The following is a 19959-nucleotide window of genomic DNA, read 5'->3' as shown; positions in this document are numbered from 1 at the left end:
GCAATTGGACAACCCGGCGCGCCATTATGCTTACGTTGTATGAGAAATGCGCGAAAAAATGATCGCGAGCCACTAGAAATCGATTTCTCAAACCGCTAGCAAGGGAGGGTCAACAGGAGGAATTGGTATGACTGAAGACGTAGTTGACTTCATCGTCGTGGGCGCTGGGTCTGCCGGCTGCGTAATGGCGGGGCGTCTGTCAGAAAATCCCAACACTAAAGTTGCGTTGCTGGAGGCCGGCGGCAATGACCGCAGTATCTTTATCAGCATGCCTGCGGGCTTCTTGCAGCTTATGGAAACTGGCGAGGTTGACTGGGGCTATGCGACGGCTCCTCAGCACAATCTTGGCGGTCGCAAAATTCATTCGCCCCGCGGCAAGGTGCTTGGCGGTTCGAGCTCGGTCAACGGCATGGTTTACGTGCGAGGCGATCGGTCTGATTTTGATCACTGGGCTCAACTTGGAAACCGGGGGTGGTCGTTCGAGGATTGCCTGCCGTACTTCAAGAAGTCGGAATCGTTTGAAGCGAATGGTGGGTCGGCTCGGGGGCATTCTGGCCCATTGCGGGTGACGCGCAGGGGTGTCGTTCATCCGTACGCCAAGGCATTCTATGACGCCTGCCGGCAGTATGGTCTCGAGGACAACCAGGATTTCAATGGCGGCGGTGATCAGGAGGGCGTGGGGCCGACCGATAGCACCATGGCCGAGAATAAGCGCTGGAGCAGCTCGCGCGCGTTCCTGTGGCCAGCACTGTCCCGTCCCAACCTGCGCGTTCTCACCAAGTCACATGCCACTAAAGTCATTTTCGACGGGAAGAAGGCGGTTGCGGTCGAGTACGTCAGTCGCGGAACAACGCGTCGGATTCGGGCGACCCGCGAGGTTATCCTCTGCGGCGGCGCTGTGAATTCGCCACAGCTCTTGCAACTGTCTGGGGTCGGTGATCCGGCGCACCTTCAAGACTTGGGGATCCCAGTCGTTCACGACCTTCCGGGCGTGGGGCGAAATCTCCAGGACCATCCTGGCATCGGCGGCGTCAAGCAGCGGTCCTCGGTTCCGATTAGCTACTATTCCAATGTGTCTCTCTTCGCCAAGGCGAGGGCGCTGGGCCAGTATCTGATCACCGGCGGCGGTCCTGCCGCGAATAACGGTCTCGAAGTGATGGCGTTTGTTCGGTCGCGCCCGGGGCTAGTTGCGCCCGACCTGCAATACTTCATGACCATGCTGATGTACGAGGATAGTGGCCGCAAGATCGTGCCAGAGCACGGCTACATGGTCGTTTTCACTTTGCAGCGTCCGGAGAGTCGGGGTGCTGTGATGATCCGCTCCTCGGATCCGATGGCAGCGCCGGAAATTGACCCCCGTTATTTCGAGCGCGAGATCGACCTCCATACGATGCGGGAGGGGGTGAAGATTGGGCGCAAGATATTCGCGCAATCCGCGTTCGATCCTTACCGTGCCTCCGAGTACGCGCCGGGTCCCAACATCAATTCTGACGATGAGATCGAGGATTGGATCCGTCAGCACGTGGATTCCAATTACCACCTCTCCGGCACCTGCAAGATGGGGAATGACTCAATGGCGGTAGTTGATGATCGACTTCGGGTACGTGGCCTTGAGGGGCTACGCGTTGTTGATGCATCGATTATGCCGACTGTGGTGAGCGGAAATACAAACGCCGCAACGATCATGATTGCAGAACGTGGCGCGGATTTCGTAGCGACTCCATAAGCCTGCAAGAAATCGGTTTCTTACTTTCTCTTTGCCTATAAAATTCCTGTTTTCAGCGCAGAACAAGGCTATTGACAACAAGCCTTCGTCATATCAGTGTCACCTAAAGAAATCGTTTTCTGGAAACTTGCGAGGTCGGCTCTTGTCCAAAACCAATTTGAACCCCGTGGCTGAAACAGACCGAGCTTGGGTATCCGAAGCGATCGACCAGGCTGTGCGTCGCGTTCAGAAGATCGATGGAGTGGTGGTGGATTTCCCGCACATCACTGAGAAGAAGCAGTGGAAGTTCACGCCTGACGGTGTGTGGACTGGCGGCTTTTGGGCTGGGCTTCTCTGGCTCGCCTACGAACGCAGCGGCGACGCCGCCACGTTGGAGCGTGCGATCCACTTCACCGACCGTCTTCTTCCGCGGGCCGACGACAGCAACAATCACGATCTTGGCTTCATGTTTGTGCCCAGCGCAATCAAGGGCTGGCAGCTGAAGGGCAATGAGCAGTACAGGCTCGCCGCTATCCAGGCAGCGCGGGCTTTGGCCGGTCAGTATATTCCCGAGGCCGGCTATATTCCGGGTTGGGGTTTCTTCGGTGGAGAGGACTGGAGTGGGAACGTCCTAGTCGACACCCTCATGAACCTTCCATTGATCGTCTGGGCGGTCGATCAGGGTGCTGAGCCCGAGCTTCTGGATGTCGTCCGTGGGCAGGCTGGCAAAACCCTCCGGCACATCGTGCGCGACAATGGCTCGGTCTACCACATGTTCCGCTTCGCCCCGGGAACCGGCGAGCCTATCGCCGGTGACACCTATCAGGGCCATGCGCCGGAAACGACTTGGGCTCGTGGCCAGGCTTGGGCCATTGCTGGGTTCGCAATGCTGGCGGGCATGCTCAAGGACGATGAATATCTGAAGGCCAGCGAATGTGCCGCGGCGTATTTCCTGGATCAGCTTCCAGGCGACGGTGTGCCGCCGTGGGATTTCCAGGCTCCCGACGACCTGCCGTACAAGGATGCATCCGCCGGCGCGATCGCCAGTTTCGGCTTGATCAAGCTCTACGATGTGACGGGTAACCGATCGTACCTGGATACAGCTTCCCGGCTCCTCTACGCGCTCTTCGACACCTGCGCCAACGACCAGGACGAAGGTGGTTTGCTGCTGCATTCGACGGCGGATCTGCCGCACGGCCTCGGGATCGATGAGTCCGCGATGTACGGCGACTACTACTACCTGAAGGCTCTGATGCGCCTGCAGCAGCGTCTTTCGACCACGTAGGCCAAGGCGGGCTTCCGCCGCCTTGCCAGCCTCTCGACCAAAGCGAGATGGCAAGGTGGCGCAGCCTGCAGGCCGGCGGCGGCGCTATCCCCTCCCTGGCGCCGTCGTCGGCGCTGCGGGACTGGCTGCGAGGCTGCCAATACTGAATGCGAGTACGACCGGAAAGAATGCAATGATGGCGACCCAATCGGCTTCCGCACTTTCGATGACCAACATCACGAAGCGCTTCCCTGGCGTCACCGCCTTGGATGGCGTGAACATTTCGCTCGATCGGGGTGAGGTCCTCGCGCTGGTGGGTGAGAATGGTGCCGGCAAAAGCACCCTGATGAAAATCCTCTCGGGTGCCTACAAGGCTGACGAGGGCGAGATCAGCCTATTTGGCACCAGGGTCGACTACACGTCGCCATTGCTGATGATGCGCATGGGCGTGGCGATCATCTACCAGGAGTTGTTGCTCGCCCCGCACCTTACGGTCGCTGAGAACATCTACCTTGGTCGCATGCCCAGGACGCCTCTTGGCACGATCGACTGGGCTAAAGCCCGGGCCGATGCAGGGGCCATTATCGAGCGTCTGGGCTTCGACATCGACCCGACCACCACGGTTGAAACCCTGAGTGTGGCCTATCGGCAGATCGTGGAGATCGCCAAGGCCCTGTCGCAGAACGCCAAAATTCTCGTTCTGGACGAGCCTTCAGCGGTGCTGGGTGACGCGGAACTTGAAAAGCTCTTCGCTATCATTCGGCGTCTCTCGTCTGAAGGCATGTCCTTCATCTACATCTCGCACCGCCTTGAGGAAGTGTTCGCGATCAGCAACCGGACCCAGGTCATGCGTGACGGCAAGGTCGTAGGCGTGAAAGCGACCAAGGAGCTCGACCGAAATGAGCTCGTTCGCATGATGGTCGGACGCGAGCTTTCTGACGTCTATCCCAGTCGGCAGTCATCTGCTGGCGAGACACTGCTTGAGGTGGCCGGTCTCTCCAACCGCGTTCTCAAGGATGCGAGCATTTACGTCCGCGAAGGGGAGATTGTTGGGGTTTGTGGCCTTGCTGGTGCGGGTCGAAGCGAGTTGTTGCGGGCCATTGCCGGCGCCGACGAGGCTCGGGCCAGCCACTTCAACGGCCTTGGGTTCCGAAGCCTGTTTTCATCGCCGCGCAAGGGCCTGTCCCGTCGTGTGGGCCTGGTTCCTGAGGACCGTCGCAAGCAGGGGCTATTTGTCGATCAAAGTGTCGGATTCAACATTTCCATTGCCAAGCTGTCCAATGCGACCACTGGCGGGGTACTGGCCGGCCCTAAAGAGAAAGAGCTCGCGCAGCGGTACATGTCGCGCCTTCGCATCAAGACGCCAAACAAGGACGAGATCGTCGGCAATCTCAGCGGCGGCAATCAGCAAAAGTGTGTGCTCGCCAAGCTGCTCAACGCCGAATGCCGCGTGCTCCTGATCGATGAGCCAACTCGCGGCGTCGATATCGGGGCCAAGAGAGAGATCTATCAGGTTCTGGCTGACCTCGCTGATCGCGAGTGCGTCGGCATCGTGATGGTGTCGTCCGAGCTACCTGAGATCATCGGTCTCTGCGACCGAACTTATGTCATGCGCAACGGTGAAGTGGTCCAGGAGCTCAGTCGCGAAGCGATGACCGAAGAGCGGATCATGATGGCAGCCACCGGCTCCGAGATGGTGGAAGCCTGACATGGACGTCATTCAACCCTTTGACAGTGGTAGGCCAGAGGACGGAGGAAGTACCCCCCCCTTCCTATTGGCCACTGATGTCGACGGCACGCTGCTCACCCGGGACTACAGGCTCTTGCCCGAGGTGCGGACTGCCATTCAGCATGTCAGGACAAACGGCATAATGGTCATGCTTGCGACGGCTCGCGGGCCTGCCGCTTTGAAAGTCGTCCTCAGAGACCTCGGCGAAGTCGATTATGCGATCTGCTTCGGTGGCGCGCTCGTCCTCCAACGCGCAGGTGGGGCTTGGACCAGAGCATCTTCAACTGTTCACACGGTGCACAAATCAGACCTCGTGCGCGTCTGGGAGCTGGCCAAATCCTTGAGCTTGGCCGTGGGGGCGTATACCGAGGCTGGGGTATATATCGGCTCTCCCAACCCCTGGTTTGAGAACGAGCTGGAACACACAGGAGAACCGGTGTTTCCGACGGAATTCTCCAAGATTGCCGAGCCTGTCTTCAAGTTGCTCGTCATCTCTGAACCCGACAGGATCCAATACCTTGAAGAGCTCCGCTTAGGTCTTCCACCAACGCTCGAGGGCGTCTACTCGCACGCAAACTATCTCGAGATCATGGCCGCCGGTGTCTCGAAAGGGCAGGCCCTCGAGGCATTCTGTGAATCAGAAGGCATCGCTTCAACGGCGGTCGCGACCGCCGGCGACAGCGACAACGACGTGTCTATGTTCCTCTGGTCAGGACACAGTGCCTCAATGCCGGACTCTTCGCCGGCGGCCCGCGCTGCCGCGAAATGGGCCGTTCCGGCTGGGTCAGTCGTGGGTCTCGCCTCGGCAATAGAACATTTTGCTTCCTCGCTGTGGCGCATCCCTACGCCACCCAAGAATTGGAGTTAAAAGATGGCCAATGAACTGGGCGCGTCTGCGACCCGAGCGCACGCCACTCGTAACGGTATCTTCGAGTTTGTACGCAAACGCGCCGGCATCACCGGGCTTTTCCTAGTATTACTTTTGCTCGCGTTGACTGCGTCTTTAATCTCGGAGGCCTTTCTCAATCCGTTCAACCTGGTCAATGTGCTGCGCCAGGTTGCACTATACGGCATCGTCAGTATCGGTCTGACCTTCGTTATCCTGACCGCCGGCATCGACCTTTCAGTCGGCTCCATCGTCGCCGTCGTCTCAGTCGTAACCGCCACCCTTTTGAATGCCGGCCTCGGCGTGCCGGTGGTGATCCTCGCAGGTCTCGGTCTCGGCCTTCTGTTCGGCCTGATCAACGGCATTGGGATCACGCTGGTTCGCATTCCGCCCTTCATCATGACTCTCGGCACGATGGTGATACTCCGCGGGCTCGCGCTCACCCTTGCCGACGGCCGTCCGATAGACGTGGCCAATTCCGCCGCCGATTTTGCCTGGATCGGTCGCGGTTCTGCTTTCGGGCTGCCGGTTGCCGTGTGGATATTTATCGTGGTCGCCGTTTTCTCTCTCTTCATACTCCGGTTCACGCCGTTTGGACGCAATGTCTACGCTGTGGGCAGCAACGCTGAAGCAGCTCACCTGTCAGGCATAAACGTTGAGCTCACCAAAATCGGAGTCTATTCTATTTCCGGCTTCCTCGCGGCTTTGACGGCCCTGATTTTCGTATCTCGCCTGACAGTTGGCGAGCCGACAGCCGGTACTGGGCTCGAACTGGAAGCCATTGCCATCGCTGTAATTGGCGGCACGAGCCTCTTCGGCGGCCAGGGTGGGGTCTTGGGCACCGTTATCGGTGCCGCCATCTTGGCAATCCTTGCCAACATCATGAATCTTATTGGGATTTCGCCCTTCACTCAGCAGATGGTGAAAGGGGCGATCATTATTATCGCCGTGTCGATGGAGGTCTTCCGTCGGCGGCGATAGCGGAGCGATTGACGCTCAAGTCTTAAACATGGAGGAGACTATGAATACCAAGAAACTGTCGCTGCTGGGACTAAGCGTGGCGCTGCTGGCTAGCACCATCGCTACCACCTCGGCAACCGCCCAGCAGGGCATCCTTGATGGCGTCGATCTTTCGGCGTCCTGCAAGATCGGGTTCTCACAGGGAACTATGAACCATCCTTGGCGCGTTGCTATGGTCGAGGGCAATCAGCGGTGGGCAGAGGAGAACCTGCCGAACGTTGAACTTATCGTAACCGACGGCCAGAACGACTCGGGCAAGCAGGTTGCTGACGTGGAAAGCCTTATGGCTCAGGGAATCGACGTCCTGATGATCAGCCCGCTCACGGCTCAGGCGTTGACCCCGATCGTGCAGGACGTAATGGACGCCGGCATTCCGGTGGTCGCTCTCGACCGCAAGGTCAACACCGATGTCACGGTATACATCACCGCGCAAAACGAACCGATTGCGGCGCTGGCCGGTCAGTTTTTCGCCGACGAGCTCGGCGAGAAAGGTAACATCGTTCAGATCGAGGGAACCGCTGGCGCATCTGCTGCAGACGAACGCAAGCGTGGCTTCGAGCAGGTCATCACCACTTATCCGGAAATGAAAATCATCGCGACCCAGAACGCAGACTTCCTCCGTGAGAACGCGACGAAGTTCATGGAAGATACGCTGCAACGCTTCGGACCTGGCGAAATCCAGGGGGTGTACGCTCACAATGACGAGATGGCGCTTGGTGCTATTGCAGCGATCGAAGCTGCCGGGCGCCAGGATGAAATCATGGTGACTGGTTTGGATGGCCAGAACAACGCTATCCAGGCTATCAAGGACGGCAGGCTCTTCGCGACCTTCACTTTCCCCTATGTTGCGCCTGAAGGCATTCAATACGCCTACAAGGTATGCGCCGAAGGTGGATATGACGGAAATCCGGAAATCATCCTCGAGTCTAATACCATTGCTGCCTCGAATGTAGACGAGTGGCTGGGCAAGGGCTTCTGATCACGCAAACCCGCAGGCTGAGAGTCCTTCTTCAGGGCTTGCGGCCTGCACCCTGCCGATTGTCAACAAGGCCTATTATGAGCGACTTCTACCTCTCGGTCGGTGACGCGGTCACCTTCAGTAAGACGGTCAGCGAGACCGACGTTTACCTATTTGCCGGGATTACCGGCGACCTCGCCCCGGTGCACGTGAACGAAGCGCTAATGAACAAGTCCGCTTTTGGACAGCGTATCGCTCATGGCGCTCTTCTGGTGGGATTCATGTCCACGCTGTCCACCATGATGGTGGCGCAGGCCAAAGACAGCCACTCAAAAGGCGAGACGCCAGTCGCGCTCGGCTACGACAAGATCCGGTTCACAGCGCCGGTCTTCTTCGGTGACACTGTCACCCTGACATACACCATCACGGACGTGGACACCGAACGTCGTCGCACGACCGCAAACATCGAGGCTAAAAACCAGAACGACATCACCGTTGCGGTAGCTGTCGGACTGTTGAAGTGGGTGAAAAGAGATTGAGCGCAGCACTGAACCACACGTCGACCGAGGCTGACTTCGTCATCGTTGGCGGAGGCTCTGCCGGCTGCGTGCTTGCAACACGCTTGAGTGAAGATCCCACCGTGAAGGTCGTTCTGATCGAGGCGGGCTCGCGAGACAGCAGCATCTATCTCCACCTGCCCGTCACCTACTACAAGACCACGGGTCCCGCGTTTACGTGGGGTTTTCAGACTGCGCCTCAAGAGCACCAGGGCGGTATGGTCACCCCCTTTACCCAACCACGCGTCTTAGGGGGTGGCAGCTCGGTGAACGCACAGGTTTATATGCGCGGCATCCCCCGCGACTATGATGATTGGCGCGATGTTTATGGTTGTCACGGTTGGGGCTTTTCCGACGTCCTTCCCGTCTTCAAGGATGCCGAGAACAACGATCGCCTGTCCGAGCCGATGCATGGTACCGACGGGCCGCTTCAAGTATCTGATCAGGCCTATACCCATCCCTTGACCAGAGCCTGGATCAAGGCGTGCCAGCAAGCTGGGATGCCGTACAACAGCGACTTCAACTCGGGCGACCCAGCAGGCTGTGGGCTCTATCAGGTTACCAACCGAGCGGGTAAGCGCTCGAGCACCGCCAACGCCTACCTGCACCCTGTCGAAAACAGAGCTAATCTCAAGGTTTTTACCGACGCCCACGTCACGCGCGTGCTCTTCGAGGGGCGACGTGCGATTGGTGTAGAGGTTCGTCAGGGCGGAACGCTGTCACGCATCAAGGCAACGCGCGAGACGATCATCACGTCAGGTGCGATCGGTACCCCACATCTTCTCCAGAAGTCCGGCATCGGCCCCGCGGGGTGGCTGAAGGACGCCGGCGTAGAAGTCCTCTACGACGCGCCCGAGGCCGGCGCCAATCTCCAGGACCATCTCGATGTATTCCTGATTCACGAGCTCAACGGGCCTAACAGCTACGACAAGTTCAAAAAGCCGCATTGGATGGCTTGGGCCGGCCTGCAGTTTGCAGCGTTCCGAAGTGGTCCGGTGACCTCGAACGTCGTCGAAGGCGGTGCGTTCTGGTGGGTGGATCGTGATGATCCTTATCCGGACGTCCAGTTCCACTTTCTTGCCGGTGCTGGCGTCGAAGCTGGCATCCCCGAGGTGCCGACCGGAAATGGCTGCACTCTCAATGCCTACCTCGTGAGACCGAAGTCTCGCGGCACCGTGAAGGTGTCGGGCAAGGCGGATTCTGGACCTATCATCGACCCAAATTACCTTTCCGCGCCAGAAGACCTGCAGAAAACCGTCGACGCTGTGAAACTTGGTCGGAAGATCATGGAACAGAGCGCTCTCAGCGGTTTCTTATCCCGCGAGCATTTCCCGGGTTCAAAGACCTCCACCGACGCCGAACTAGAAGACTTCGTACGTGCGCAGGCTAGGACGGGTTACCACCCCGCCGGTACCTGTCGGATGGGCAGTGATGAGCGTTCCGTGGTCGATACCGAACTTCGTGTTCGTGGCGTCGATGGTCTGCGTATCGCTGACAACTCCATCATGCCTCGTCTGGTATCGGCCAATACCAACGCCACCGCGATCATGATTGCGGAGCGCGCTGCTAGGTTCATTCGCGGCAATCACTGATTGTCTCCAGTGGATTGATCTCAATGTCGGCTCGGTTACTTCGGGCCCGCATCGCCAGCCTTTTTATAATTTGGAGCGACAGGATGCTTTTCGTCAGCATCGGCGAGTGCATGGTCGAAATGTCCGAGGCCGGCGATGATCGGTATCGCCTTGGCTTTGCTGGAGACACGCTGAATACGGCTTGGTATGCCCGCGCGCGTTTACCCGCTCAGTGGCAGGTCGAGTATTATACCGGTCTGGGTACTGACGTTTATTCGGACCGCATAAGGGCATTTCTCAACGAGAACAACATCGGCACTCGCTTTGTGCGTGAGGTGCCAGACAGGCGACCCGGCCTCTACCTCATCCACCAGGCTGAAGGTGATCGGCGCTTCACATACTGGCGCGGCCAGTCAGCAGCCCGCCTTTTGGCAGATGACCCCCCACATTTAATCAACGCGTTGAACGGTGCCGACGTAGTCTATTTTTCTGGCATCAGCCTGGCGATCCTTGCGCCGCAGGCGAGGCGCACCCTGATAGATTGTATTGCGTCCGCCAAGGCCTCCCGGAAGATGATAGTCGCGTTCGATCCCAATATAAGGATGGGGTTATGGGATTCGGAACAGGACGCTCGCGATACGATCATGCAGGTAGCGGCGATCGCTGACTTCGCATTCCCAACATGGGGCGACGAGACGGTTCTTTTCGGTGATCCGTCACTTGAGGTTACTGCGGCGAGATACCTCGATGCGGGTTGCGGCCACGTGGTCGTGAAAAACGGCGCCGGAACCGCTTTCGCCACGACTTGCGACCATCAAGCAAGGCTCGCTCCCTCGCCCCACACCAAGGTTGTCGATGCTACTGGGGCTGGCGACAGTTTCAACGGCGCCTATTTAGCCGCGTTCCTCACCGGAGCAAAAGTGACGGAAGCACTTCAGCAGGCTCACGACGTGGCTGGCAAGGTCGTCGGCCATACCGGTGCACTCATGCCCCAGTCTCTTGTCCGCTCAGATCCCACTTGGCGCTTCATGGTCAAGCACGCATCTGAGGTGTAGTTGTTGGCATACGCCTACGATTCCAAGAAGTCACCGCCGCGACGGACGGCTGGTGTCGCAAGGCGAGGCCGAGGCCGAGGCTGTCCGTTTGCTTGAAAAGGTGCGCATCCCGGCGGCTGCATCGCGATTCAAGGACTATCCGCACAACTTTTCCGGCGGCATGCGTCAGCGTGCCATGATTGCCATGGCACTTGCTTGTCGTCCGCGCATCCTGATTGCCGACGACCCAACGACGGCCCTCGATGTGACCATTCAGTCCCGGATCCTGGAGCTCATCAAGCAGCTCCAGGATGAAGAAGGCATGGCCGTTATGTTCATCACCCACGACATGGGTGTGTTGCCGAAATCGCCGAACGCACGGCGGTGATGCTCAAGGGAGAGGGCACCCACCCCTATACGCGCATGCTGCTCAACGCAGTGCCACGCCTGGGGTTCATGGCGGGTCAGAGCCTACCGCGCAAGTTTACGCCCATAGATACCACAACCGGTCAACCGCTGAACGAAGTGGATCGGTCGGACACGGTTGTGCCGACCGAGAAGCCGCTGCTTCAGGTGCGCAATCTGACGACCCGCTTTGACATCAGATCGGGCCTTTTCGGCAAGGTCAGCGGCCGCGTCCATGCTGTCCAGAATGTATCGTTCGACCTGATGGCGGGAGAAGCGCTGGCCGTTGTCGGAGAATCCCGTTGTGGCAAGTCAACGACCGGACGTCCGCTCATGCATCTGATCAAGCCGACATCCGGTGAAGTGCTGATTGGCGGGCGAGACATTGGCAAACTTCACGGAGAAGAGCTGCGCGCGGCCCGGCGCGAAATTCAGATGAACTTCCAGGATCCTTTCGCCAGCCTCAGCCCGCGCAGGACAGTCGGGCAGGCTTATTGCCGAGCCGTTCCTGACGCACAAGCTGGGCACAGCCGCCGAGGCCCAGGAAAAGGTTGCCCGTTTGCTCGATCAGGCTGGACTTTCCCCCAGCATGGCCAACCGCCTGCCGCGTCAGTTTTCTGGTGGCCAGCGGCAGCGCGTCTGCATTGCGCGTGCGCTCGCCTTGGGGCCGAAGGTTATCGTTGCGGACGAATCCGTGTCGGCGCTCGATGTGTCGGTGAAAGCTCAGGTCATCAACCTGATGCTGGACCTGCAGGAAGAATACGGCCTCTCCTACATGTTCATCTCGCATGACATGGCAGTAGTGGAGAGGAGCAGCCATCGGGTGGCGGTTATGTATCTGGGCGAAATCGTCGAGATAGGCCCCCGCAATTCAATCTTCACCAATCCTCAGCACCCGTAAACCAAGCGGCATCTGTCGGCTGTGCCGGTTCCCGATCCGACCCGCCGCGGTCTGCGCCGCGGTGTCTCCAACGACGAGATCAAGAACCCCTCCGCAAGGCCGACTATATGCCGCCCGCCCGGGAATATTTTGAGGTTTCGCCGGGTCGTTCGGTTCAGCGTTGGGGCGCCGAATGGGGAAGTGTGGCGTAGCCTCGCTGATCGGTCGAAATGCGCGAGGTTGAGGGCGTTCCGTGCCAAATGGCTGCTGCACTGCAGCCATCTGTCAGGACGCCTCTGACCTAGTTGAGCAGGTTGTTGGGAACTTGTGGATGCGCAGTGAGCAGGACTGCTCATTGTCGCAGGATGGGTTAGGATTCGCGCTCTGCAGTGAGTTCTGTCAGGTCCGAAATCCAACAACCATGACCAAGAGCCGACAGACCGCTAGCGGCCCGAGGCTGTGTGAAAACCCCTGAATATGTTATGATTTGGCACTGCTTCGGAGGTGCCATATGGGACGTTTCGTTGAAGGTGCAGACCGTGACCAGGCGAGTTTTCTGCCAGCGCGTCTTGAAGACTATGTTTCCCCCGACAACGCGGTTCGCGTGATCGATGCTTTTGTCGATGAGCTGGATTTAACCGATCTCGGCTTTGCCCGTGTGCAGCCTGCCGCAACCGGCAGACCCGGATATGCGCCGGGCACCATGCTCAAGCTCTACGTCTACGGCTATCTGCATCAACTGACCTCGAGCCGGAAGTTGGAGCGCGAAGCGGGCCGCAACATCGAGGTGATGTGGTTGACCGGCAAGCTGGTCCCCGACTTCAAGACCATCGCCGACTTCCGCCATGACAACCCTGGGGCGATCCAGATCGCGTGTCAGCGCTTCGTTGCCATCTGTCGCGCGCTTGGACTTGTTGGCGGCAGCATGGTCGCGATTGATGGGTCCAGGCTGCGCGCCGTAAACACGCACGAGAAGAACTACACCAAGGGCAAGCTGGCGCGCCGCAAAGCTCATGTGGAAGAGAGCATCGCGCGCTATCTGGCCGAGCTCGAAGAAGCCGACAGCGCCGAGATTGGCCCAGCTACGCCGCGCATCGACCGTCTGACCGAGCGATTGACGGCGCTGCGTGGGCGCCTCGGGGAACTTGAGGAGATTGGCCGGCAGTTGGAAGCTGCGCCCGACGGGCAGATCTCGCTCACCGATCCCGATGCTCGTGCCATGGCAACCGGGAGCGACCATCGCGGTGTGGTCGGCTACAACGTCCAGGCTGCGGTCGATACCAAGCATCATATCGTCGTTGCCAATGAGGTGACGAACCGCGGTCATGATCGCTCACACTTGCTGGAGATGGCCAAGGCCGCGCAGACCGAGGTTGGTGGGCCCCAGATGATTGCCCTTGCCGATCGCGGATATTATGAGGGCGAGCAAATTCGCTCCTGCGCCCAAGCTGGCATCGTCCCGATGGTGCCCAAGCCCGATACGTCACCCGCTCAGGCGCGTGGCTATTGGGGCAAGGCAATGTTCGTTTATGAACCAGAGACGAACACCTATCGCTGCCCGGCCGGCCAACATCTCCAGAAGCACCATTCCACTGTTGAGGCGGGCAAGCTCATCAGCGTCTACTACAACCAGAAAGCCTGCGGTGATTGCGCATCGCGTCCTCTATGCACGGCTGGTAAGGAGAAGCGCATCCGGCGATGGGAGCATGAGGCTGTGCTCGATGAGATGGAGCGCAGGTTCGAAGTGATGCCTGAAGCGATGGCCATCCGCCGCTGCACGGTCGAACACGTCTTTGGCACCATCAAGGGCTGGATGGGCGCCACCCACTTCCGGACGCGCGGCCTCAAGAACGTGGCCACCGAAACCAGCCTGACAATCCTGGCTTACAACATCAAGCGCGCCATCGCCGTTGCCGGCGTTACCGCCACGCTCAAGGCGATAGCAGGATGAAGGGAGCCGATGACGCCGCAAAACAAGCTGAGCCACCAGCCGCGCGGAGTTCTCACACAGCCTCGGCCCCATTGTGGTCATTAGCCAAGCTTGACGGAAGGGCGGAGTAGGGGCCGTAGACTAACCCGCTGCGCGGGAGGGTGCGCGCGGTGAGGTACTGGTAAGGCATTGGTCGTCATGGCTTGATTGAGGATCGCCTAATTCAGGCGTCGGGCCCCTCTGCTCTGACGACGATCGCGCAGTTCAGGCTAAGACGAAGGAGCGGCCTATCCTCCCGCCTAACGCTGGGGTGAAGTTTATGATGCGTGAAGCTGCGAACGATCGGTTGGCGCCGCAACATCAGGTTAAAACTGGTCGGGGCGCCGCACACTGTATTCAAGAGCTGGTTTTACGGCTGTGGTGGTGTCCAGACGTTCCCTACGGGAATGTCAATGTGCCCTACAATTAGCCCTACAAGTTGCCCTACAAATTGTCCGAATCGCACCTGAAGGTCTGACTAACGGATTGATTATTATGGACATTGCTTTCTGGGTGGATTCCCGCTACCCGCTCCAAAAATTCACCTTAAAAATTTTGCGCAAATCATTGAAATATTTGATGATTTACGTTTTTCATTTCTTTGAAATCTGCGTCGGAGCCCTGAGGTGCCACCGGCGGTGCCACGAGAGCGCGATTCGAACTTCACAAACGGTGGGCTCAACGCCATATCTACAGCCCTGCGAACATCAGGCGGTCGGACGTTACAAAATCGGTCTGAGTGGATCGAGCCTAAGGCGGTCCTCGTCCGCCCTGGTCTAAATGCCCTGAGCATACGTCTTGATCAGGCCGGCTGATGTCGCGTCGAATGTGATCGAACCGATCAGCTCGGCGTCAGCCAAGTTAGGGTATTATTGTTTGGTACTGCAGTTCGGCCAGGGCGATCCAGCGCAGGAACAAACCGACTTTTCGCTGATGGATGCCAGCGAGCCTCGATTCACATCTAAACCGCCAGTCAAGGGCGGCTGGACCGGCGCGGGCAGCCAGCCCAATGTCTGGGTCACTGATGCCAGCGCCTTTGCGAGCGGCGGCGTGTCTGGAATTACGCTGACGATAATGGCGCAGACCGAGCGTGCGTGCCGGAGACCGGCCAAGCAAAATAGTCCGTCAAACGTGGCAGCCTAATTTTCCACAGACGGCACAAACGCATCCTACTTCGCGGGACGAATTCGGGTAGCTGGTGCAAGCCAGTCCTCGCGGTGGCGAACAAAGGCGCTTGTGCTTATTCATGCCCGTTCCTTTCGACGACGGTGTCTCGAAAGCGGCGACCTAGCGGCGTCCTCGACGCGCTCAAAGGCAAACCTGCTAAAAACCCGATGGACGACGCCTCACACGCGACAGTCGGATTGGCTGAGTCACTTTTGCCTAAGTGTACGGATCCAATCGATAGTCCAATAGGCGATTGGGCTCTTGCGTCCGCCGCGCTTTGCCATTAGATACGGCGTCGCCTGAAGGGGTTTAGCTCAGTTGGTAGAGCATCGGTCTCCAAAACCGAGGGTCGTGGGTTCGAGTCCCCCAGCCCCTGCCAGGCCTTTCTGCATGGCTTGGAGTTTCAGGTAGCCGATTGACTCTTGAGGCGGGTGACAGCCCGGTGCAGGTGGTTGGTCGATGGCTGCAATGTTGTCTGCGGTCTGCTTTTTCTCGACATCACTGAGATAGTGCCTGCGAGCCACACGATTGGGCTGGGCTCGTGTGAGCGGATCCGCGAGACTATGCGGATGACTTTTTCTGCATGCGTCTCTCACGCCCTCCAAGCATGATCATTGCTTGTTTGACGCCGTGTTGGTGGTGATGAATCAGCCGACTAACGGATTGAGGACGCTTGTGTTCACGCTCCGAGCGCCTGCGACTTCCGACGTTTGCCGGATGCTTGCAATTGGGGCATTCGCCTGACCGAACCAGAAGGCATGTAATTAAAAAGCCAGTCCCCGGCAGGGGTAGGGAGTGCATGGGATCCGGGGACTGACGTTGGAGGTCGCAGGAGGCAAGTCCTGCAATTCCAAGAACGTGCGAATGCCTAAAAGGTTTCCGGGCTGCTCGCGTTCTGGTTGCCGGTTCCGGGCGACAGGAGATGCTGCCACGAAGCGCAGCCGGATCGTTACGGATTATTCGGCTGCTACGGGCAGAGGGTCGCTGTGCCTGGCCTTGAGCTTGTTAAGCTGGTGAGCCGCGTGGGTGAGCAAAGCGGTGCGCACTTTTTCATGCGGAACCTTGCCGCAATCGGCCCGCACGGGGAGATCAAGTCCATACTCGGTGACATTGCCTTGGAACTGTTCGCGAATCCGCACGCGCACGACCCCAGTGATGCGACCTGAAATGGTTGCATGGGGACCAAAATGCATCAATTGGCAGGCAAGGACCTCGAACGACATTGCTCCCTCCACGAGCTTTGCCACATTCCGGGCACAATCTATCCAACGACATGCATTGCGGGGGCGCAAGAGGGATTCGCCCCGCTTTTGCACTTATGCTTTACATGTGATCGGAAATGGGCAGGGTTCGGAGCGGCAATTCGACTGCCAAGCCTGTTGCATTCCTCTGGCAAAGCCTCTAGATAGCCCGCTCTAGCCGTGCGGGATTCCTGCGCGGCCTTTGGTTTTGCACCAAGATACGAAGTAGATTTGCCCATGGCCCGCACGAACCCAGTCCAGTTTCTCCAGCAGGTTCGCTCGGAAGTCAGCAAGGTCACCTGGCCGGGCCGGAGCGAGATCGTGATTTCCACGATTATGGTTCTGGTGCTGGTCATCCTGGCCAGCCTGTTCTTCCTCGCGGCGGACCAGGTCATTTCCTGGTTCGTGTCCTTGATGCTGTCGATCCGCTAAGTCGGTTCATTTAGAAAAGTTATTGGGAGCGGCGACCCTTTATGGCCAAGCGCTGGTACATCGTTCAGGCGTATTCGAACTTCGAGCGCAAGGTGGCGGAGGATATCCGTCTCAAGGTTGCGCAAAAGAAGCTTGAGCACCTGTTTGAAGACGTGATCGTGCCGACCGAAAAGGTCGTGGAGATTCGTCGTGGCCGCAAGGTCGATACGGAGCGCAAGTTCTTCCCGGGCTATGTGCTGGTGAAGATGGACATGACCGATGAGGCGTTCCATCTGATCAAGAACACGCCCAAGGTCACCGGTTTCCTCGGTTCGGACAACAAGCCGATGCCGATTTCGGAGAGCGAGGCCATGTCGATCCTGCAGCAGGTGCAGGAAGGCGTGGATCATCCCAAGCCATCCGTCAGTTTCGAGGTGGGCGAGAACGTTCGTGTTTCGGATGGTCCATTCGCCAGCTTCAACGGCATCGTCGAAGAGGTGGACGAGGAGCGCTCCCGCCTCAAGGTCGAGGTCTCGATTTTCGGTCGCCCCACACCTGTGGAGCTCGAATACGGTCAGGTCGAAAAGGTCTGACCAGACTGTCGGGTTCGCCCGGCAAAATCCGTGGAAGGGGATGGCGCTTAGCCGGCGTCAGGAAACCGCACCACGGCTTCAACTGCCCTTCGGGGCGCATGAGAAGGATAGAAAATGGCTAAGAAGATTACGGGCTATATCAAGCTCCAGGTGCCGGCTGGCTCTGCCACTCCGTCACCCCCGATCGGTCCGGCGCTGGGTCAGCGCGGTCTGAACATCATGGAATTCTGCAAGGCCTTCAATGCGGCCACGCAGGAGCTCGAAAAGGGCTCGCCGATTCCGACCATCATCACCGCTTATGCCGACAAGAGCTTCACCTTTGAGATGAAGCAGCCGCCGGTCACCTACTTCATCAAGAAGGCGATGAACCTGAAGTCCGGCTCCAAGCTCCCGGGCAAGGAAAGCGTCGGCACCATCACCGAAGCCCAGCTTCGTGACATCGCCGAGAAGAAGATGAAGGACCTCAACGCGGACGACGTTGAAACCGCAATGAGCATGATCGCCGGTTCCGCCCGGTCGATGGGCATCCAGGTCGAGGGCTGATAGAGATGGCAAAGATCGCAAAGAAGGTCGCCGCTGCCCGTGAAGGCATCGATCGCAACAAGCTGTACTCGCTCGAAGATGCCATCAAGATGGTGAAGTCGAAGGCTTCGGCCAAGTTTGACGAGACCGTCGAGATCGCGATGAACCTCGGTGTTGACCCGCGTCACGCCGACCAGATGGTTCGTGGTGTCGTGAGCCTGCCCAATGGCACCGGCAAGACTGTCCGCGTCGCCGTATTCGCCCGTGGCGCCAAGGCCGACGAAGCCACCGCTGCCGGTGCTGACATTGTCGGCGCTGAAGACCTGCTCGAGACCATCCAGTCGGGCAAGATCGATTTCGATCGCTGCATCGCCACCCCGGACATGATGCCGCTGGTTGGCCGTCTGGGTAAGATCCTGGGCCCGCGCAACCTGATGCCGAACCCCAAGGTCGGCACCGTGACCATGGACGTCAAGGGCGCCGTAGGCGCTGCCAAGGGCGGCGCCGTGGAATACCGCGTCGAAAAGGCCGGTATCATTCACGCTGGTATCGGTAAGGTGTCGTTCTCCGAGGATGCACTGCTGCAGAACATCAAGGCGTTCACCGACGCCGTGCAGAAGTCCAAGCCGGCTGGGGCCAAGGGTACCTATGTCAAGCGGGTGTCCGTGAGCTCCACCATGGGCCCGGGCGTCCATGTCGAGCCGAATACGGCCGTCTAATCCGAATTCCGGGCGGTTCGCCGCCCGGTTTCGCCGTCCCTTCGGGGGCTGCGTTAAGTCCTGTCCGAGACTGCCGGCCGGCGTCATGCCGTTAATTCCAGTTCTGGAGCCAGCAATAGACGGGGTGAGACCCAATTCCGGGCCGAATGGCCCAGAGGTTGTGGTTCGAACCTAAGCCAGTTGCCCCAAGCGGGCACTCGGTTGGCAGGCACTAACCGTTGTTCCCCGGCTCACACGGCAGGGGGCAGCAATTGGCAATGGTCCCTTGGCAAACGCCCTGGGGCTTATTTGTGGAGACTAGCTTTGGAAAGAGCGGAAAAGCGTGAAGTCGTCGCCTCGCTCCAGGAATCCCTTGCGGGTGCTGGATCGATCGTCGTCGCGCACAATACCGGCCTGACCGTCGCTGCGTTCACTGACCTGCGCGTGCAGGTCAAGAAGGCTGGCGGCAAGGTCAAGGTCGCAAAGAACCGCCTTGCCAAGCTCGCTCTTAAGGAAATCGATGTCGCGGATATCTCGGGCCTGTTTACCGGCCCGACCGTCATCGCCTATGCGGAAGATCCTGTCGCTGCACCCAAGATCGCAGCGGCCTTCGCCGAGAAGAACCAGAAGTTCGTCATTCTCGGTGGTGCCATGGGTACGACCGCTCTGGACGCCGATGGCGTCAAGGCGCTGGCAACCATGCCGTCGCTGGACGAACTGCGTGCCAAGCTCGCAGGTCTTGTCAAGCAGCCGGCAACGAACATCGCTTCCATTCTCGTGCAGCCAGGCGCGGGCATTGCCCGCGTTCTCAAGGCTCACGCCGAAAAGAGCGAAGCGGCGTAAGGCCGTTCCAAACTACCTCAACATTCGAACCCGAACTCAAACTGAAAAGAGTGTAAAATGGCTGATCTCGCCAAACTCGTTGATGATCTCTCGGCCCTGACCGTTCTGGAAGCTTCCGAGCTGTCCAAGATGCTTGAAGAAAAGTGGGGCGTTTCCGCCGCCGCTCCGGTTGCTGTCGCCGCCGCTGGTGGTGCTGCTCCGGCCGCTGCTGCTGAAGAAAAGACCGAATTTGACGTTATCCTTGCCGCCTTTGGCGACAACAAGATCAACGTCATCAAGGAAGTCCGTGGCATCACCGGCCTCGGCCTGGGCGAAGCCAAGGCCCTGGTTGAAGGTGCTCCGAAGGCCGTCAAGGAAGGCGTGTCGAAGGCTGAAGCCGAAGACATCCAGAAGAAGCTGGAAGCTGCTGGCGCCAAGGTCGAACTCAAGTAATTTCGACTTTTGCCTTGAAATTTGCGAAATGGCGCTTTATGTGCCATTTCGCTGTTCCGTTTCTGACGGAACGA

Annotated in this window: 18 protein-coding genes, 1 tRNA gene and 1 pseudogene; 19 read left to right on the top strand and 1 reads right to left on the bottom strand. The window is 58.7% G+C overall.

Annotated features, from left to right (window positions below):
* Positions 1–127: 127 nt before the first annotated feature.
* From GO014_RS05005 to GO014_RS04945, 13 genes and pseudogenes are all read left to right on the top strand, one after another.
* Positions 128–1726, top strand: a complete 1599-nt coding sequence (locus tag GO014_RS05005) for a GMC family oxidoreductase (RefSeq protein ID WP_157289326.1) — start codon at positions 128–130, stop codon at positions 1724–1726.
* Positions 1727–1868: 142 nt separating this feature from the next.
* Positions 1869–2990, top strand: a complete 1122-nt coding sequence (locus GO014_RS05000; RefSeq protein WP_157289325.1) for a glycoside hydrolase family 88 protein — start codon at positions 1869–1871, stop codon at positions 2988–2990.
* A 172-nt stretch (positions 2991–3162) separates the two neighbouring features.
* Positions 3163–4677, top strand: a complete 1515-nt coding sequence (locus GO014_RS04995) for a sugar ABC transporter ATP-binding protein (protein ID WP_246204373.1) — start codon at positions 3163–3165, stop codon at positions 4675–4677.
* 1 nt (position 4678) lies between these two features.
* Positions 4679–5566, top strand: coding sequence for a Cof-type HAD-IIB family hydrolase (locus GO014_RS04990; protein WP_157289323.1), 888 nt, complete (start codon positions 4679–4681; stop codon positions 5564–5566).
* A gap of 3 nt (positions 5567–5569) precedes the next feature.
* Positions 5570–6565 carry an ABC transporter permease gene (locus GO014_RS04985; protein WP_157289322.1) on the top strand — a complete coding sequence of 332 codons (996 nt, stop codon included), beginning with the start codon at positions 5570–5572 and terminating at the stop codon, positions 6563–6565.
* Between the two features lie 40 nt (positions 6566–6605).
* Positions 6606–7583, top strand: a complete 978-nt coding sequence (locus tag GO014_RS04980; protein ID WP_157289321.1) for a substrate-binding domain-containing protein — start codon at positions 6606–6608, stop codon at positions 7581–7583.
* A 77-nt stretch (positions 7584–7660) separates the two neighbouring features.
* A complete protein-coding gene (locus tag GO014_RS04975; protein WP_157289320.1) occupies positions 7661–8101 on the top strand; it encodes a MaoC family dehydratase in 441 nt (146 codons plus the stop codon).
* Positions 8083–9711, top strand: a complete 1629-nt coding sequence (locus GO014_RS04970; protein WP_343030774.1) for a GMC family oxidoreductase — start codon at positions 8083–8085, stop codon at positions 9709–9711. The genes GO014_RS04975 and GO014_RS04970 overlap by 19 nt, the downstream gene beginning before the upstream one ends.
* A gap of 83 nt (positions 9712–9794) precedes the next feature.
* Positions 9795–10745, top strand: coding sequence for a sugar kinase (locus GO014_RS04965; protein ID WP_157289319.1), 951 nt, complete (start codon positions 9795–9797; stop codon positions 10743–10745).
* A 52-nt stretch (positions 10746–10797) separates the two neighbouring features.
* A pseudogene (locus GO014_RS04960) lies at positions 10798–12221 on the top strand (dipeptide ABC transporter ATP-binding protein); the annotation flags it as partial.
* 299 nt (positions 12222–12520) lie between these two features.
* A complete protein-coding gene (locus tag GO014_RS04955) occupies positions 12521–13960 on the top strand; it encodes an IS1182 family transposase (protein ID WP_157289318.1) in 1440 nt (479 codons plus the stop codon).
* An 846-nt stretch (positions 13961–14806) separates the two neighbouring features.
* Positions 14807–15121: a GMC family oxidoreductase gene (locus GO014_RS04950; protein WP_179952889.1), complete on the top strand. Its 315-nt coding sequence runs from the start codon at positions 14807–14809 to the stop codon at positions 15119–15121.
* A gap of 327 nt (positions 15122–15448) precedes the next feature.
* A tRNA-Trp gene (locus GO014_RS04945) sits at positions 15449–15524 on the top strand.
* 577 nt (positions 15525–16101) lie between these two features.
* Here GO014_RS04945 and GO014_RS04940 read toward each other — a convergent pair.
* The gene (locus GO014_RS04940) at positions 16102–16368 is read right to left on the bottom strand and encodes a hypothetical protein (protein WP_157289316.1); all 267 of its coding nucleotides are present in this window, start codon (positions 16366–16368) and stop codon (positions 16102–16104) included.
* A gap of 255 nt (positions 16369–16623) precedes the next feature.
* Here GO014_RS04940 and secE point away from each other — a divergent pair, with 255 nt between their 5' ends.
* The 6 genes from secE to rplL all read left to right on the top strand — a co-directional run bounded on the left by secE (position 16624) and on the right by rplL (position 19885).
* A complete protein-coding gene (gene secE / locus GO014_RS04935; RefSeq protein ID WP_116588557.1) occupies positions 16624–16818 on the top strand; it encodes a preprotein translocase subunit SecE in 195 nt (64 codons plus the stop codon).
* A gap of 41 nt (positions 16819–16859) precedes the next feature.
* Positions 16860–17390 (top strand): transcription termination/antitermination protein NusG, encoded by a 531-nt coding sequence (gene nusG, locus GO014_RS04930; RefSeq protein WP_104894162.1) that lies wholly within the window; start codon positions 16860–16862, stop codon positions 17388–17390.
* Between the two features lie 114 nt (positions 17391–17504).
* Positions 17505–17933 carry a 50S ribosomal protein L11 gene (rplK, locus tag GO014_RS04925; protein ID WP_104894163.1) on the top strand — a complete coding sequence of 143 codons (429 nt, stop codon included), beginning with the start codon at positions 17505–17507 and terminating at the stop codon, positions 17931–17933.
* A gap of 5 nt (positions 17934–17938) precedes the next feature.
* On the top strand, positions 17939–18631 hold the full coding sequence (gene rplA / locus GO014_RS04920) for a 50S ribosomal protein L1 (RefSeq protein WP_104894164.1): 693 nt from the start codon (positions 17939–17941) through the stop codon (positions 18629–18631).
* Positions 18632–18934: 303 nt separating this feature from the next.
* On the top strand, positions 18935–19453 hold the full coding sequence (rplJ, locus tag GO014_RS04915; protein WP_116588559.1) for a 50S ribosomal protein L10: 519 nt from the start codon (positions 18935–18937) through the stop codon (positions 19451–19453).
* A 57-nt stretch (positions 19454–19510) separates the two neighbouring features.
* On the top strand, positions 19511–19885 hold the full coding sequence (rplL, locus tag GO014_RS04910) for a 50S ribosomal protein L7/L12 (RefSeq protein WP_104894166.1): 375 nt from the start codon (positions 19511–19513) through the stop codon (positions 19883–19885).
* The last annotated feature ends 74 nt before the right edge of the window (positions 19886–19959 follow it).

Origin of the sequence: Devosia marina (genome assembly GCF_009758415.1) — a bacterium.
GTDB lineage: Bacteria > Pseudomonadota > Alphaproteobacteria > Rhizobiales > Devosiaceae > Devosia > Devosia marina.
The sequence above is the reverse complement of the archived record's forward strand: the minus strand, read 5'-3'. Positions and strand labels throughout refer to the sequence as shown.